Origin of the sequence: Sulfolobus islandicus Y.N.15.51, from assembly GCF_000022485.1 — an archaeon.
Taxonomy (GTDB): domain Archaea; phylum Thermoproteota; class Thermoprotei_A; order Sulfolobales; family Sulfolobaceae; genus Saccharolobus; species Saccharolobus islandicus.
Genome location: NC_012623.1, coordinates 553,903 through 570,804, shown reverse-complemented (window position 1 = coordinate 570,804; position 16,902 = coordinate 553,903). Strand labels below are relative to the sequence as shown.

Here is a 16,902-nt window from a genome sequence, read left to right as displayed (position 1 = left end):
TAATGATTATATATTATGGAGAAAACTTCATTGTTGATAAAATCTAAGGAGCTTACGGGAATCTATGAACTAAAAGATGGAATATCTTACTTTAAGGCTTATTTAGCAGGCCAGTGGATTAGTGGAGATGAGTGGCAAGATGTAATTAGTCCAATTGACTTAAACGTTATAGCAAAAATTCCTAAATTAAGCGGGAATCAAGTAGATAATACCCTAGAGCACATATATAGAAAGGGAAGATGGACTATACGAGATACACCGGGGGAAAAGAGATTAGACATATATAAGAAGATGGCATCTTTGTTGGATAAATTTAAGGAAGATTTCGTTAATGTGCTAATGATTAACAACGGTAAAATAAGAACTGCTGCAGAAGGTGAAGTCAAAGCTGCAATAGAGAGGTTATTACGCGCAGATTTAGACGTCAAAGAAACAAGAGGAGATTATGTACCTGGCGATTGGAGCTCAGAGACTTTAGAGACAGAAGCTGTAGTAAGAAAAGAACCAGTGGGAGTTGTTCTTTCCATTGTGCCATTTAATTATCCCCTATTTGATACTGTAAATAAAATAGTTTACACTACTGTAATTGGAAATGCAATAATTATTAAACCACCATCTTCAACTCCATTACCCATCTTAATGCTAGCTAAGGTTATGGAATTAGCGAGTTTTCCGAAGGATTCGTTTGCCATAATTACTCTACCCGGCAGAGAGATGAATAAGGTAGTTGGAGACAAAAGGATTCAAGCGATATCATTAACTGGAAGTACTGAAACTGGAGAAGAGGTAGTAAGAAACGCTGGAATTAAACAATTCATAATGGAACTAGGAGGAGGAGATCCAGCAATAGTTTTGAGTGATGCGGATTTGGCATGGGCTGCGCAAAGAATAGCAACTGGAATAATAAGCTATACTGGACAAAGATGTGATTCAGTAAAGTTAGTTCTGGTTGAAGAAGAAGTGTATGATACACTGAAAGACTTGCTTGTAAAAGAGTTGACAAAATCAGTTAAGGTTGGAGATCCTAGGGATCCATCAACGACCGTTGGACCCGTTATAGACGTAAAAACAGTAGATGAATGGGAAAAGGCTATAAAAGATGCTGTTGAAAAAGGTGGGAAAATACTATTTGGAGGTAAGAGATTAGGTCCTACGTATATTGAACCAGTATTAATAGAGGCGCCAAAAGAGACCCTTAAAGACATGTACTTCTATAATAAGGAAGTATTTGCGTCTGCAGCGCTTTTAATTAAAGTTAAAAACATTGATGAGGCTTTAGAAATTTCCAATAGTAGAAAATATGGATTGGATGCAGCAATATTTGGAAAAGACATAAACAAGATTAGGAAGCTTCAAAGGTTCTTAGAAGTAGGTGCTGTTTATATAAACGACTATCCCAGACATGGAATTGGCTACTTCCCATTTGGCGGAAGGAAGGATTCTGGAATTGGTAGAGAGGGTATTGGGTACACAATTCAATATGTAACAGCCTACAAATCAATAGTCTATAATTATAAAGGGAAAGGTATTTGGGAATACTTGTAATTTTTTAATTATAGCTTATAGGGAAGTAAAACATAAATTTTAATTAAGTTGGTATGGTTTTTAATATTACAGCTGATAGCCTTACTTATTTTAGTTGCATTGTCAGCTACTTTAATGGCTAAGGGGACACGAGAGTTAGAGAGGTCTTTCGGCAAAGGAATAGCGGGGGGATTAATATTAGGCTTTATAAACGCATTACCGGAAACTATTATTGTAATTCAAGCCGTCTTAAGCGGTTTTTATGATATTGCATTAGGTTCTGCTTTAGGCGGGAACATATTGCTACTTACCTTAGGGATAGGGCTTGTTTCTATTTTTTATTATCTAAAGTATAAGTCAAATACTATTACTTTAGATTATGATATAAATATAGAATATAGCTCATTTCTTATAGCAGTTATAATCTTAGGTATAGCGGTTGCATATGGTAAGCTAAACTATTATATAGGTCTCTTTTTGCTTTCCCCTTATATATACTATATTTATAGAAGATATAAAACTTACAGAAATATATCTAAAAATGGAAAGAATAAGGGCAATATAATAAAGGGACTAATTTACGTTATAATAGGAGGTTTACCATTGATTTTTACATCCAAGTATTTGGTTTCCACTATAAGTAGCATTGCAAGTATGTTTAATGTCTCACCACTAATACTCGCAATACTAATAACTCCTATTGCCGCAGAGTTAGAAGAAAATTTGACTGCAATAAAATTAATATCTGATTCACCATCAAGTGTAACCACAGCATTAATGAATTTCATAGGTAGTAAATTGGAAAACATGACGTTACTCTTAGGTATAATAGGTATTTCTCAAACAGTTAGTCTTAGACCATCTCTACTATACCTTTTGCTAATACTAGCTACAAGTCTATTGGCTTTAGGAATAATAAAGGATAGAAATATAAAAGTCAAAGAAGGATTATCTCTATTTGGAATCTACGCAATTCTAATCGCAATTCTGCTAAGGTTTTCAGCTTAAAGGAATTTCGTCACATTTCAGCTACGGTCGCTCTCTTCACTCAAACTTAAATTCTGTATTTTCCCATTATAAAATAATGGTTCACGCTTGTACGCGAGATTGTTATGACACTTGTATATTTGACGATACCCATAAACCACTCGATATATTTCCTTTTAATGGGTTTACATGTTCTAGGGGTATAGCGGATTTAAAGAGGAACTCGTTGAATAGAATTGATAATGTTTATATAGAAGGAAAGCCAAATAGTATTGATAAGGCATTAGATTTAATAGTTAAGGAGATAAGAAAACGGAAAAAAGAGGAAATTCTTCATGTCGACTATGATGGAAACCAAGGTCTATTGACGTGGTATTTTCCGGCAAGACTATGGAATGTAATAGGTGCTGCATCAACTGACTACTCAATATGCAGTTCAGAAGGTCATGAGGCAATTAAGTTACATTATCGTAATTCAATAGGTGCTTTACCAGAGGATTTCCCTAAATATGATTCATTTGTCATATGGGGAAGTGAATTAGTATTTAGTTTCATTCATGGTTGGAACTTGATTAAAGATAAGTATAAGGTAACGATCGATGTTAGAATATCTGAAACAGCTAAAAGGAGTAATAAATACTACATTGTGAAACCCGGAAGTGACGCGTATTTGGCTATAGGGATCATGAAAAAACTATTTGAGAGAAACTGGGCTGATTTATCACTCCTAGATGATCCAGAAGAATTAAGGGAATATGTCTTTTCATTTAAGGATGAAGAAATCGAGGAGGCCACTGGTTTGGATTCTTCTAAAATTAATGAGTTAGCTGAAATGTATCATTATAGAAGACCTTTAACGATTATTGGATTTGCGCTAGGCAGGAGCATAAACGGTGGTGACGCTATTTCACTAATCTCATTAATACCTGCACTTATTGGGATGAAAAAGGGATTTTTCTATGCCAATTCTCAAGGACTTGGAATAGATTTTAGATATTTAAGAGGGCTGCACAGGTACTCTCCTTCAAGAATTGTAGGCATGGCAGAAGTTGGCAAGGAGGTTGAAGAGGGTAGGATAACTTTTATGTTTGTTTGGAACTCTAATCCCTTACATTCATTGCCAATGTCTGACAGAATATATGAGGCTGTAAAGGAGGGTAGATTATTTCTTGTTGTGCATGATCCTTATTGGTCTGAGACTACGAAGATAGCTAATGTAGTGTTACCTGCTCCTACGTATCTTGAGAAAGAGGATGTCGTCTACAGTTATTGGCACAATTATCTAGTTTACAATAAACCAATCCTACCTAAAAGAGGCTTTACTGAGGTCGAATTAATGAGAGTGTTGGCTGTAAAACTAGAAATTGACGACGACGTTATATCTGAGGACGAGTGGCTGGCTATAGGTAAAGCTACTGGGGTTAATGTAACAGAGCTAAAGACTAAAGGATTCGTAAAGTTATTACCTAAATATCCAGAAGGTAAGGTGAGAGTTAAACCACTTCCAGATAAGCTCAAGAAGCCTAATGGAAATATCATCGTTTTTTCCTCTCATCCTAATTATACTAATAGTCAATTTAAGGAAATTTATGGTGATAAGAAGGGCATTGTGTATAATTCAGAATTTGAGGGAATAGGTTATTTATCAACAAACTACGGTAAGGTTAAGGTTATGTTTAAGAGGGATGCTTCAATCCCGAGAGGAGTTTTCTTCATTCATAAATCTTTCTTGTTTGATCTTGAGGGTAAGCCTATTAATAGTATTATAGGTTTTGCTAAGGGAAAGTACGGTAATACTCCAATTATTAATATAGATTACGTGGAGACTATAAAAGCTTGAAAGTTGACGATTTTAGTATTTTCACTAAGGGCAATTATGAAGAACGTTGTCATAACGAGGAACATCAGTGCCGCTGTTAAAACTTCTTGGTCCAATGGCCAAGGTGAGATTGAGTAAATGGAATTTGAATAATAGGGCCATTCGATTGTTAGTATGATTGAAACTACACTATCAGCTGTCATCCATAATACTAATAAGCCCAGTTTTACGGAGGTATTCATTAACGGTATATAAGATCCAACCAATATCCCACCGAGTGTGGAGGTAGTGTCGTCGTTAAGTTATTTATATTTGTATAACGAGTATTACTTATGGGTAGGAAGCCTGTATTTAGGCAAGACGTTTCTTGTCCCTCTTGTGGTAGTCATCATGTTGTTAAGTGTGGTAGGCCTTTGGGTAGGCAGAAGTTTTTGTGTAGGGATTGTGGTAAGTACTTCTTGGGTGATGCTAGTTATCATCATCATTCTAGGAAGTTGAGGGAGGAGGCTTTGAGAATGTATGCTAATGGTATGAGTATGAGGGCTATTTCTAGGGTGCTTAACGTACCTCTTGGTACTGTTTTCACTTGGATTAAGCGTTATGGTAGGAAAAAGCATGAGAAGTTGGTTGAGTTGTGGGGTAGGGCTAAGGAGCTGGTCAAGGGTAAGGTTGTTGCTAAGGTTGTTGATGAGATGTGGACTTACTTGTACAAGAATGCTAGGGCTTTTTACAAGTGGGTTTTCACTTGTTACGTGTACACGAAGCTGGGAGTTTACCTCATTTACTCTGTGGGGGATAGGGATGAGAGTACTTTCCTTGAGGTCAAAAAGTATTTGCCTGACGAGGGTAGATGGGTGAGCGATGATTATAACTTGTACTTCTGGTTGAAAGACCACACGGTTGTCTCGCCAGTTAACCCGAACGAGTCCTTTCATTCCTCATTAAGGGATAGGCTAATTAGATTCAAGAGAGCAACGAAGGCAGTAAATAGGAGCATTCGCACCATGATGTACTCCATAGCCCTAGTCTTATGGGAGAGAAGGTTAATCCCAGAATTTGTAGCTTAACGACGACACTATCAGTAGATCCTAACAGATTTTCTACTTACATTTAGATTAGTGGATATATATTCTACTGTTAAGCCATCTTCCGCTTCTTCAATCAAATCTAGAATTTTGAGCAGGTTATATCTACATTTTGTATCCACTATAAAATCGGAAGTTAAGGGAATATATGCTAAAAACGGACAGCTAGAGAACCTATAATTATGATGTTTAGATATTAACAAACCTATATGAAATAGAGTAATAGTTACGGTAAATAATATTGATCTTTTGGTAGCCATCGATAATACGAATAAGGCATAATATTTATCTCTTGTTCCCAATTCTTTAGGTTTTTACATGGAGCTGACCATGTTATTTTGGAAGAAAAATTTATTAGTGAGAAGATTCTTATAACATTTACTTATGTAAGTAAATTTTCTACAAGGATTTAATCATACTTTTGCAATAGATAAGTAAATTTAAATAGGGGAATTTAGAAGATAGCGTGTGAGCAGCAAAAACAAAATATTCGTAAGGGAGACTTCCGGTTTAATAAAGAATGTATCGTTATGGGACGCAGTTGCACTTAACATAGGCAATATGTCAGCTGGAATAGCTCTATTTGAATCAATATCACCATATATACAACAAGGAGGAGTGTTATGGTTAGCATCGTTAATTGGTTTTATTTTCGCTATACCGCAATTATTAATTTATGTAATTTTAACGTCAAAAATTCCAAGAACTGGTGGAGATTACATATGGATTTCGAGAAGCCTAAATGGTGGTTTAGGATCTACAATGGCTCTGGCTGTGATGATAGAATCTACAGCTTACTTCGCACTAGTAGCATTTTTCACATCTTCCGCCATAAACACTGCCCTAACAGTAATAGGTGAATATCAACACTCTCCTGCGCTCTTAAGTATAGCCAACAACATAATAGTGGACCCATATGCAGTAACACCAACCTTACAACAAAGTTTAATAATTTATGGCATTTCGGCGTTAGTTTTCGTAGTAATAATTCTCCTTAACATATTTAGGGCTAAGTGGGGGTATAGAGTAGTATCAGTGTTGGGAATATTTTCAATGGCCACGTTAGTCTTAGCAATGATAGTTTTAGCGCTTAATTCAGGTGACTTTTACTCGAAAATTTCAACACTAATAACCGCTAATAATCTTAATGTAACTATTCCCTCATCTAGAGGATCATTTTTGCCTTCTTCGATATCTTGGTCTGCTACATTATTCCTCTTACCGTTCTTCGCGTTATATACATATCCTTGGATGCAAGCTGGACCAGCAGTTGCAGCTGAATTTAAAGGAAAGAAAACCATAAAGTGGAACTTACCAATAGCTTTAATACTCACTGGAATATTGGTTACATTAGCGTTTCTTGAGATGGATTTAATTGGAGGTTATAATTTCAACTTAGAAGCTTATCCAACCTTTTTATACAACTTCTGGACGGCTGCAATAGCTGTAGCGTCAAATCCAATATTACAATGGATAATCGCATTAGGGCTAATAGTATGGAACATATACATACTTGCTTACGGTGTTATAGTATTTGCCAGATACGTTTTTGCATTGTCCTTTGATAGAGTTTTACCGACTAAGTTCAGTGAGGTTAATAAACATGGTTCACCAGTATACGCTCACGTATTTGATCTCTCATTAACTTTACTGTTGCTTTTAGTTCCGGCATTTTCCATAGGCGCTGCACTTTCCCTTTATGGTGCTACAATACTAGGAAGCCTATATTTTCTCGTGGTAAGTGTAGCTGGTATTGCATTTGGAATTAAAGAAAGAAATTATATATTATCTATAGCAGGTTTAATTTCGGCTGGTTATTTCGCATATCTGACTTATGTGGCAGCTACTAATTCAGACTTCGGATTCATGACTTCTAGTGGACCTAACTTAATTACAACTGTATTTGTAATAGGGACACTTATTGTTAGTGCATTAATATACATTATATCAAAGATTATTCACAAAAGGAAAGGTATTGATATAGATTTGGCATTCAAGGAAATACCACCCGAATAAAGTTTTTTAAAATAAAATTAGCTATTTTTTTTAATTATGAAACTTATAAGAGAGGAGTTTAAAGTCAAAAATCTAATAGTACCATTGATACCTCTAATTGTAACTATAAACCCAATTAATGAGGGTCTGGAATTTGGTATGAGTTTCTCTTTATGTTGAGTCATTATTCTTTAGTGTTTTCAGCATTAATCATAGCTTATAAGATTTTTGAGTGCGGAGATAAGTGTCAATATTAAGCTATAAATTATGTCACAAAGGTAATCCGTTATAGAGTATAACGTTACCTATGCCCTTCTAAGCTCATTTACTCATTTGTAGCTTAATAACGACACTCTCGGATCTACTTAAATAAATTGGAGTCTCATGGATTAATAAGGCGTGTTGGGGATAAATACAAAATAACTGAAGAGGGAAAAAAACTAATAGAGAATTTGAAACTTAGCGGTTTCTGAAGATGACTTTCCTTGTATTAAAAATTAAAAACCTATGAAGTAAAGTAGGGTTTATGAAGATAATATCTACAGAAAAAGTCCCTGAAGAGTGCGAAAATATAATTAATATTAAAGACGAAAATCTAACAGAAGAAGATTATAAAAATGCAGAGATCTTACTAACGTGGCCAGGAAGAGTAAATAGCGATCTCATAGATAAGATGCCTAACCTTAAGGTAATACAAACGTTCTCAGCGGGAGTTGATGATTTAAATTTCTCTATAGTTCCTCCACATGTTAAAGTATTCTCAAATGCCGGTGCCTATTCTTTATCAGTAGCTGAACACGCTTGGGCTCTAATTTTAGCATTAGCCAAAGGTGTGGGAACAAAAAAGAGGACTATAGTTTACGACGTTTCTGAAAAAACGTTGTTGGTTTTAGGTGGTGGTGGCATAGGGTCTGAAGTTGCCAGGATAGGTAAAACGGCTTTTAGAAATTATGTAATAGGAATTTCCAGATCATTCAGAAAACCTGAATGGTTTGACGAAAAGCACGAAATGATAATGATAAGGGAGAAAATTAAAGAGGCTGATATAATTGTCGATACGTTACCTCTAAACAAGCAAACTAGGAGTCTTTTAAATTATGATCTACTAAAAGATGTAAAGCGTAATGCTATAATTGTTAATGTAGGCAGAGGTGAGACAGTGGATGAAGAAGGTATTTATAGGTTGCTTAAGGAGAGGCAAGACGTGAGGTTTGGGACTGATGTATTTTGGAGAAAAAACGGTAAGGAGGATTTCTATAATACAAAGCTATGGGAATTAGATAACTTTACTGGAACGCTTCACACTGCTGGAGCTTATGGTAATGAGAGCATAATGAAGAGGGCAATGTTCATGGCTTGTTTGAATGTGAAAAAATATATAGATAAGGGAGTTGCAGATAATGAAGTAAGAAGGGAAGATTATGTTTGACAAATCGATGGATAAACAAATAGAGGACTGGTTAAAGGAATTAGGACTAGTTGCGAGTAGACCGCCTCAAGCTAAAGAATTCTTTCACGTTGTTGCCACACCTCCGCAAGGTGGGCCTACTATTAGTGTGGTGAGGGTAAATGATAGTTCAAAATTCTATATTATAGCAATGGGAATAGGGATACATCCATCTCATGTCAGTGCTTTAATGACTCTAAATAGGGAGGAAAGAATCAAATTTATAATAGATTTACAATTGGAAGCTTTACGGTATGGAGTGGATTTCGTAGCCCTACCTCCAAATCAAGAAATTCCTAATGTTATTCAAGTATCTAAACCAATATTTATAGACGGCTTAACCGCAAACGAATTTATCAATACTTTATTAGATGTGAGAAATGCTGGCGTTAGTATAATGTTGAAATTCACCCAAAGATTTGGACCTTATGAACCCCAACAACAAACTTCATTAAAATACACATGAGACTTTTTATTCCACTTTTTATTTTAGATTATAACGTATGGAAGATGTGAAGAATGTTTTATGGAAGGTTCTAAATAATGAAGCCCCATTAGTTGATGACGATATAAAGATGTATCACATCAAGGAAGGGATATTAACAGAGGATGACTTAAAGAAGTGGAGGGAAGCGATTAGGTTAATTAGAGAGGCATATCATGACGCTTATAAAAACGAGAACGTTGCTGTTGAGAAAGCTAGGAAATCTCTAGAAATTATAAATTCTATTTCTCCTAAGAAACCAATGCCACCTGAAATGAAAATACGATTTGAAGATTTAAAGAGAAATCTGGAGTTAATTGTGAAAATAAATAAATAAATAATTTTTCCCCTTATAATCTTTTATTAAACGTGTTTGTAAGAATTAATCGTCTTTGATTTGAATGCTTTCTAGCAGTCCTATAAGCCAATTTTTAACCTTTTCAAGGGAAAGTCTTTTAAGCTTTCATGAAACTCTCTGCCCTAATTTAGGGAAAATTTTTAAACTTTTAGGACAGTAAAGCTTAAAGGGAGATACTATGGAGCTTAAGAAAGCCGTTTTATCGTTTAAGGAAACTTACGCTCAAGCAATGGCAGTTACAGCGCCTTTAGGTAGTGTAGTTTCAACAACTACAGCAGCCATATTGTATGCTGGATCTTCAGTCATATTCACCACATTTTTATCCTTACTAACAAGTGCCTTATGGATTTACACCTTATCAATGTACACTAAAAAGCTTGCATCTGCTGGAGGATACTATAACTTCAATTATGGAGCGTGGAGAAGTAAAAAACTTGCGTTTTTAGAAGCACTTACTGAGATGGTAGCCTATACACTTTTAAACGTTGTCAATGTAATTGCAGTTTATACAATCTTATCAGTGGTATCTGAAATTTTGGGAATTATAATTCCAAGCTGGGTAATTTATTCTATAATAGGTTTTAGTGTAGCTTATCCTACATTGATTTCATTTACTCACGTTAAAAAATTACTAGGGTACGTTGTAACCATAAGCGCTACGGCTGAAGCAGCGTTGTTAATTTCACTATTCTTCTTATCGTTAAGTAAGGGTATTCATTTCGATTATTTTGTACCTAAATTTAGGAATTTTGGAGACCTGGCTACAGCATACGTGCTAACTACTGTAAGCATATCTGGAGCTGGAGCCGCTACCTACCTAGGCGAAGAGACAAAGAATCCTCATGAGAATGTATCTAAGGGAATGTGGTTAGCTCTAATCATAGGCGGTATTTCCATGTTTTTAGGAACTTACGCTATGATAGTGTTGTGGCCCGGCACGATAAATAGTCTGGCTAACTCGAATCAACCATTATTCGTAGAAATGATAAAATATGGAGTAATCGCATTTTATATAGCATTAATGCTATCAATTAATAGTCTGTTAGCGTCTAATATAGGGACAACTATAGGGGCAGCTAGGATCCTATTTAATTTAGCAAGGGAAAACGCAGCACCTAAGATTTTTACTAAAGTTAATAGGAGTGGAGAACCATTGGTAGCTACTGCAATGATCGGTATTTCAACAGCCATGATTGTAGTGTTATCTGTTTCTGTATTAGGTATTACTGGGGCTTTCACTGAGGTAGCTGCAGTTGAGGGAGTATTGTGGCTCCTAGGTAGAATATTAGATGGTTTCGGAGCTCCAGTATTTTACTGGAGGATAAATAGTTTAGGAATAGCGAATATAGTAATACCCATTACAGCAACTGCAGTAAACTCTTGGGGAGATATTCAATCTGTACTACAAATGGATATTGTTCAGCTTTTAATGATCACCGTATTTGCTGGTATTGTGGTTTCTTGGTATATATTAAAAGCTAGAAAAGGATTTCCGGGAACACTAGTTGTTGATGAAAATAATAATGTAATAACCATAGATGAATATCTTAAAAAGATAAAAGCTTTAAATGTTCGTTAATATATTTCTTAACGGTTAACTTACCCATCTTATTTCTACAAACTTTTTAATATCTATGATAGGAATTTTTAAAATAGTGTAGATAGAGAATTATCTATATGAAAGTGGTTGTAGCATATGATGGTTCAGATCATGCTAAAAATGCCTTATTTTTTGCATTAAATCTAATTAAAAAGGAAGACGAAATACACCTAGTTACAATAGTAAAAGAAGCACCCAGAAGTCCAGAACAAGTCATAATACAGAGTGAGCAAAGGGCAAAGCAAATGCAAGATGAGGTAGTAAGTGAACTTAGCGATTATAAGATAGTGCAAAAAATTTTGGAAAGTAATGACGTAGCTGACTCAATATTACAGTACTGTAATAATATAGGATGCGGTCTAATTGTAACTGGTAGTAGAGGGCTTACAGGGATTAAGAAGGCCATATTGGGAAGTGTGTCGAATGCTTTAGTTTCAAAGTCCAATGTTCCAGTTTTAGTCGTTAAATAAGTTCCTTAAATAGTATTTATATCTTGGAATAGAAAAACTCCTTTACTTCCTTACTAGTTGGCCTTTTATTAGGATCTTGATCCACCATTTTCGCTATAAAGGTATAAGTATTTTTATCTACGTACTTTCTTAGCAAGTCCAAATTCCTGGTATTGTATAAAGAATTATCCAAATACCTCATATCCTTACTAACATCAAATTTATCTATAGCTTCTATCATTGCGTTAGTATTTAATGGGACTCCAGTTAATAATTTGTACACAGTAGCTCCTAATGCGTATATATCAGCCATTGGGGAAACTCCTCCAAAGGCAGTTGACTTAACTAGGTCAAATGGTACATATGCTGGAGTATAACTAAATGGTTTTGCACCAGCTCTGACTGCAGAACCTAAATCCGCTAACTTAGCTATAATCTTACCATTCTGCAAGTTATCATAGGCTAGTCTGGCGTTAGGAGGTAATTTCTCGTTGAACAATATGTTTTGAGGTTTAATATCACAGTGAACGTAGCCTTCGGAATGTATGGTCTCTAGTGCTTCAGCAATCCTCGCTGTAGCAATAAATACTATTTTTCTCCAATATTCGCTCCTCACTAACTCTTTGACATTTATTACATCATTTATGGATCCGCCTTTCATCAATTCAATTACTAACATCGGTGGTTTATTGTAGTAAATTTCTGAATTTCCTCCTAAGATTTCCTTTACATCAAGCTGATCAGCATAAATTGCGTATAATCTAACTATATAGGGGGATTTAGTGGAAAGTTCTATCAATTTGGACGATTCTCCAACTAAATCCATTACGTTATTTAAGTAATTTATTAAAGGTACCTTGAGGGCATAGAAATTCCCATCCTTTTCACCCTTTAGTATATAGCTTGTGCCGCCAACTCCGATTATATCGACAATGTTGTAATTGTATATCTCCTTTCCTACCCATACCTTAGGATCCCAATTCTTCAGATCTAGGACCGGTTTTGTTTGCTCGCATGCTTTCTTATATCCCTTATTACATGCTAATTCTAGTAGTTCTTTCTTTCTATTTGATAAGAATGCTAAGGAATATATCATCTCTGGTGACATTTTATCTATATATTTTTCAGCGACACTTCGAGCTAGGTTATTACTTACAACTAAATTAAAATTCTGCATATCATTTTGATCTATAATACATAATATTACTTTGTCGAGACAACGTTGAGGAATGTAAACCATATATTTATTGTAAACCTCAATAACATCCTTGCACTCATTTCTTTGGATATCATTACACAATTTCTCGTCAAGTTTTAGGTCATTATCATTACTGGTTGCTCCCTTGCTCGGAATTAAGTTTAGCAACACTGTAGCTAATCCCACTATAATGAATATTGGATTTAGTGACAGAGGAAAGAACCCATTAATACCATAAACTATTAACGGGATACCAATTGGGAAGGCGAAATATGAGATAGCTTTCACTTTTCTATCCCTATTACCTAACACTATAATAAGGGAGGATAATCCAATTCCTATCAAGGAAAGTGTTGATGATAATTCAACGAAATGTACATATATGAAGTAAAGGAGTGTTAAGATACCAAGTATTATGTATAATGTTCCTCCGATACCCCTTCTCGATGTCAATTGTGTCTCAACTATCCCACCTGTAATAAGTAGTATTTTACTTGTAAGGGGCAATGGACTAAAGAGTGCAAGATAAAACAATATTACAGAAAACGTAAGTGCAAACGGTTTTTCTATCATGATTCTACCAGTAAATGCATAAGTTATGGCAAAAAAACCAAAAAAGATTAATATAAACACTTCCAAAGATTTAATTTCAAGAAATTTGTATTCACTAAGTAGAGAGAATATTCCGTAAAATAATGCTATAAATCCTAGAAATCCAGCAATGTATTGTAACAGATTATTCCTCATGGTATTACTATTTTACTGGTAACACTTAAAATATTTAGCCCAATGTGTATGTTATATGAGAGTATTCCCACTTATCATGCTAACTCTAATTTTCTTACTTTCATCTTTAATATCGTATGGTAATGTCTTAGTAAATTACTCTTCATATCAACTTCGCGGTTCAGAGATTCTTTACTCTTATTCTAACTCATCATGTATTATAGACGAAAAGCTCATTCCAATAAACATAACTTCAGTTAGCTATGTAGTTAGAATATCGTATTTCCCTAACTGGACCTTGAGTATTTCAACAAATCTGCCTAATATATTCTCAATATTTGTAGGAAAGTTTTTACTATGGAGTGGTTTTGAGACTAGTGGATTTAACGCAACATTTCTTATCCCTTATATGAACCCCCTAAACTTAACGATATGGATAATGAATTATCCTAATCCAATTTATTTGAACAGAATAATACAAATGGGAGAAGAAATTGCACTTCCGGGCGAAATTACTAATCTATACACTTTTAGAACAGAAATCTTGAATACATTAAAGATAAACGACACGTTGCCTCCTCTTCCCTCTCCTCCCTCATATTATATACTAACTTACAACTACACCTATGCTCCAGTTACAGTATTTAACTCATCTGAAGATCTAATTAACATTGTTAGGGGTGTTAATGGGATATCCGTCTTAGAGGTTGGATTAGTGCACTCCAATAATCTCACATTTTACTTCTATAACATATCAAATAAACGAGTATTTCCCGCAGTTGAAATTGACAAAAACCTTGTAATAACAACCAATGGAGTAGAAACTCCATTTCCAGTCAAATCCTCGTTAGCTAGTGAAAATTTATCATTTGTAATTGTTAACTCAGCTACTGCATTGATAATAGTGAACAAAAGTGAAATTTATTTACCAATCTACAATATAACCTCAGAAGAGCCTAGTTTCATTTTCATGTACGGCAAAATACTCTTAGGCTATTCAATTTTTGTTAGCTCTCCAGGAATTTACCACGTAAGTGGGCACTATAGTCTGGTTAATGCTCCATACGTAACCACTAAAGGATCAACCTACTTCATAAGCTTTAACAAGGGATATTATTTTGCTTTACCCCAGTCCTTATTGTTAAATATAGACACTATTCAGCTTCTTTTTGCAGCTATTATATCTTCTCTATTAACTATTCTAATTTTGCTTATAAATAAGATATTCCGCTAGAGTTTTTTAAATCTAATCTACAAATGTTTAAGCAAAAAAGAGGACTATATAAATTATATAGTTGACAATAGATTATATTTACTTTATAGGTAAAATATATAATAGTCGAAGCTGAGATAGGCATGAGAAAAAATGGATAAAGGAATTTCAAAAACGCCTTTTGCTTCTATTGATTCACTGAAGCTAACTTTCAACCATATTAAAGTTTGGTACACTTCTGGTATGGGATTTTTTACTGATGCTTATGATTTGTTCATAATAAGTGCAATTCTGGACGTTTTAATACAGTTGCATGATCCTAATTTTCCACTAAATAGTTTTACAGAGGGTCTTTTAGCGTCATCTGCGATATGGACGGCAGTAATTGGGGAATTAGTCTTTGGTTTCTTAGGTGATAAGATAGGAAGGAAGGCAATATATGGGTTTGAAGCAATGTTGATGGCGGTTGGTGCTTTACTTTCTGCGATCTCTCCAAATATATACTGGCTAATAATTTTTAGGTCAATTATGGGTTTGGGAATAGGTGGAGATTACCCAATTTCCGCTACTATAATGAGTGAGTATGCTAATGTTAAAGATAGGGGTAAGCTGATAGCTTTAGTGTTTGCAAATCAAGGATTAGGTAGTTTAGCTGCAGTTGCAATAGGGATTGGTAGTGTTTTAGCGTTTCCCTTAAATATTTCTTGGAGAATAATGGCAGCCATAGGTGCAATACCAGCTGCTACTGTAATATATCTTAGAAGAAAAACTCCAGAAACTCCTAGATATTCAATGTTAGTGAAGGGTAGCGTACAAGAGGCTAAGAAAGCTGTCGAGTTCCTAGGTGCTAGAATTGAGGAAAAGAAATTTAACTCAAAGCCGATTTCTTTGTCACAGTTCCTATCTAAGTACTGGCTAACACTCATAGGTACTGCAGTTTCATGGTTTATCATTGATATAGCGTTATATGGAACTGGAATATACTCTGGTGCAATAACTCAATTAATATTAGGGAAACCCAGTAGTATAGCAAATTTAATATTAGAACAAGGTTTGCCATACATGGCAGGATTCTTCGGTTACTTTACGGCAGTTGCCTTGATGGATAAGTTAGGAAGAAAAATTATACAGTTACAAGGCTTTATATTACTGGGTATAATTTATGCAGTTGTTTCCTCATTCTTAATAGTTAGTGGAACTAAGGTAATTGGTTTAACGATTCCAGCTGAACTTGGATTCTTGATATATGCACTATCATTCTTTTTCATAGACTTTGGTCCTAATACTACAACCTTTGTACTCCCTGCTGAAACTTACCCAACTAGGGCTAGGACTACTGGCCATGGGATTAGTGCAGCATCAGGTAAATTGGGGGCTGCAATAGCTACTTACCTATTCCCTACGCTTTTGGCCTCGATAGGAATAAAGAATATTTTATTAATGCTTTCAGTGCTATCAATACTAGGCGCGATAGTAACTATAATAGCTGTTAAGGAGACTAAAGGTAAGAGTTTAGAGGAAGTAAGTGAAGAAGAGGTAATTGTTCAAGAAGAAAAAGCCTCTGCATAAATTAACTATATGTAAAAAGTCTTTTTTAAATGACATCATTTTAGTTAGTGGTATTTCTTTTCTCTTTTAATACGGAAATTTTACGTTTTATTTTTTTTTGAATCATATGATAACATTATGGTGAGGAACCTTTAGTCATTATAAATTTCAGTTGTGTAACATTTGAATCAATTATTGGGAAGTTAAATGGTGTTGAGAAAGGTGGTATATAAGGATAAAGATACTGCAATTTATCCTAACTTAGTTAAGGGTCGTTAACTTTTCCATTTCCTCTACTTTGAACCTCCATTCGCGTTCTAGGATTATTAGTTTTATGTTTTCTTTACGTAGTTCTGTAGTTTATGGAAAGAGGTAACGCTTTCGCATACTTCTCTTGCCTCTTAAGTATTGAAATTAAACATAAAATGTGGAGTTATAAATTTTTAGTCCAACGGAAATAGACTACTAG

14 protein-coding genes and 3 pseudogenes are annotated in these 16,902 nt (G+C 34.8%); 14 read left to right on the top strand and 3 right to left on the bottom strand.

Translation table 11 applies throughout. From position 1 onward, the window contains the following. The first annotated feature begins 15 nt into the window (after positions 1–15). The 3 genes from gapN (at position 16) to YN1551_RS02980 (ending at position 4,351) form a co-directional block, all read left to right on the top strand. Positions 16–1,545, top strand: a complete 1,530-nt coding sequence (gapN, locus tag YN1551_RS02990) for an NADP-dependent glyceraldehyde-3-phosphate dehydrogenase (protein ID WP_012717176.1) — start codon at positions 16–18, stop codon at positions 1,543–1,545. Positions 1,546–1,593: 48 nt separating this feature from the next. Next, on the top strand, positions 1,594–2,532 hold the full coding sequence (locus tag YN1551_RS02985) for a sodium:calcium antiporter (RefSeq protein WP_012712129.1): 939 nt from the start codon (positions 1,594–1,596) through the stop codon (positions 2,530–2,532). A gap of 76 nt (positions 2,533–2,608) precedes the next feature. Next, complete coding sequence (locus YN1551_RS02980) at positions 2,609–4,351, top strand: molybdopterin-dependent oxidoreductase (protein WP_012716536.1); 1,743 nt, start codon at positions 2,609–2,611, stop codon at positions 4,349–4,351. Here YN1551_RS02980 and YN1551_RS02975 read toward each other — a convergent pair. After that, a pseudogene (locus YN1551_RS02975) lies at positions 4,327–4,611 on the bottom strand (DUF1404 family protein); the annotation flags it as partial. The gene YN1551_RS02980 and the pseudogene YN1551_RS02975 sit on opposite strands and share 25 nt — an antisense overlap. 51 nt (positions 4,612–4,662) lie before the next feature. Here YN1551_RS02975 and YN1551_RS02970 point away from each other — a divergent pair. Continuing rightward, positions 4,663–5,397, top strand: a complete 735-nt coding sequence (locus tag YN1551_RS02970; RefSeq protein ID WP_012715555.1) for an IS1-like element ISC796 family transposase — start codon at positions 4,663–4,665, stop codon at positions 5,395–5,397. A 14-nt stretch (positions 5,398–5,411) separates the two neighbouring features. On the opposite strand, the pseudogene YN1551_RS02965 reads toward YN1551_RS02970, so the two are convergent. After that, positions 5,412–5,675: pseudogene (locus YN1551_RS02965) on the bottom strand (DNA-binding protein); the annotation flags it as partial. 208 nt (positions 5,676–5,883) lie between these two features. Here YN1551_RS02965 and YN1551_RS02960 point away from each other — a divergent pair. The 8 genes and pseudogenes from YN1551_RS02960 to YN1551_RS02935 all read left to right on the top strand — a co-directional run bounded on the left by YN1551_RS02960 (position 5,884) and on the right by YN1551_RS02935 (position 11,769). After that, complete coding sequence (locus YN1551_RS02960) at positions 5,884–7,431, top strand: APC family permease (protein WP_012712133.1); 1,548 nt, start codon at positions 5,884–5,886, stop codon at positions 7,429–7,431. A gap of 36 nt (positions 7,432–7,467) precedes the next feature. Beyond that, positions 7,468–7,590 (top strand): hypothetical protein, encoded by a 123-nt coding sequence (locus YN1551_RS17860; protein ID WP_012717174.1) that lies wholly within the window; start codon positions 7,468–7,470, stop codon positions 7,588–7,590. Between the two features lie 176 nt (positions 7,591–7,766). Next, positions 7,767–7,883: pseudogene (locus YN1551_RS15715) on the top strand (winged helix-turn-helix domain-containing protein); the annotation flags it as partial. A 53-nt stretch (positions 7,884–7,936) separates the two neighbouring features. Then, entirely contained in the window at positions 7,937–8,839 is a 903-nt protein-coding gene (locus tag YN1551_RS02955; protein ID WP_012714247.1) for a glycolate dehydrogenase, read from the top strand. Further along, positions 8,832–9,323, top strand: coding sequence for a DUF2299 domain-containing protein (locus YN1551_RS02950; protein ID WP_012714248.1), 492 nt, complete (start codon positions 8,832–8,834; stop codon positions 9,321–9,323). Before YN1551_RS02955 ends, YN1551_RS02950 begins: the two co-directional genes overlap by 8 nt. A gap of 37 nt (positions 9,324–9,360) precedes the next feature. Beyond that, positions 9,361–9,678, top strand: a complete 318-nt coding sequence (locus YN1551_RS02945) for a hypothetical protein (RefSeq protein WP_012712137.1) — start codon at positions 9,361–9,363, stop codon at positions 9,676–9,678. Between the two features lie 199 nt (positions 9,679–9,877). Then, positions 9,878–11,278 (top strand): APC family permease, encoded by a 1,401-nt coding sequence (locus YN1551_RS02940; protein ID WP_012717172.1) that lies wholly within the window; start codon positions 9,878–9,880, stop codon positions 11,276–11,278. A gap of 98 nt (positions 11,279–11,376) precedes the next feature. Further along, positions 11,377–11,769 carry a universal stress protein gene (locus YN1551_RS02935; protein ID WP_012712139.1) on the top strand — a complete coding sequence of 131 codons (393 nt, stop codon included), beginning with the start codon at positions 11,377–11,379 and terminating at the stop codon, positions 11,767–11,769. A 16-nt stretch (positions 11,770–11,785) separates the two neighbouring features. On the opposite strand, the gene YN1551_RS02930 is transcribed toward YN1551_RS02935, so the two are convergent. After that, positions 11,786–13,693 (bottom strand): serine/threonine-protein kinase, encoded by a 1,908-nt coding sequence (locus YN1551_RS02930; RefSeq protein WP_012716542.1) that lies wholly within the window; start codon positions 13,691–13,693, stop codon positions 11,786–11,788. Positions 13,694–13,748: 55 nt separating this feature from the next. On the opposite strand from YN1551_RS02930, the gene YN1551_RS02925 reads away from it, so the two are divergent. Together YN1551_RS02925 and YN1551_RS02920 are read left to right on the top strand one after the other, a co-directional pair. After that, entirely contained in the window at positions 13,749–14,906 is a 1,158-nt protein-coding gene (locus YN1551_RS02925; protein WP_012717171.1) for a hypothetical protein, read from the top strand. Between the two features lie 132 nt (positions 14,907–15,038). Continuing rightward, on the top strand, positions 15,039–16,454 hold the full coding sequence (locus YN1551_RS02920) for an MFS transporter (RefSeq protein WP_012717170.1): 1,416 nt from the start codon (positions 15,039–15,041) through the stop codon (positions 16,452–16,454). Positions 16,455–16,902: the final 448 nt, after the last annotated feature.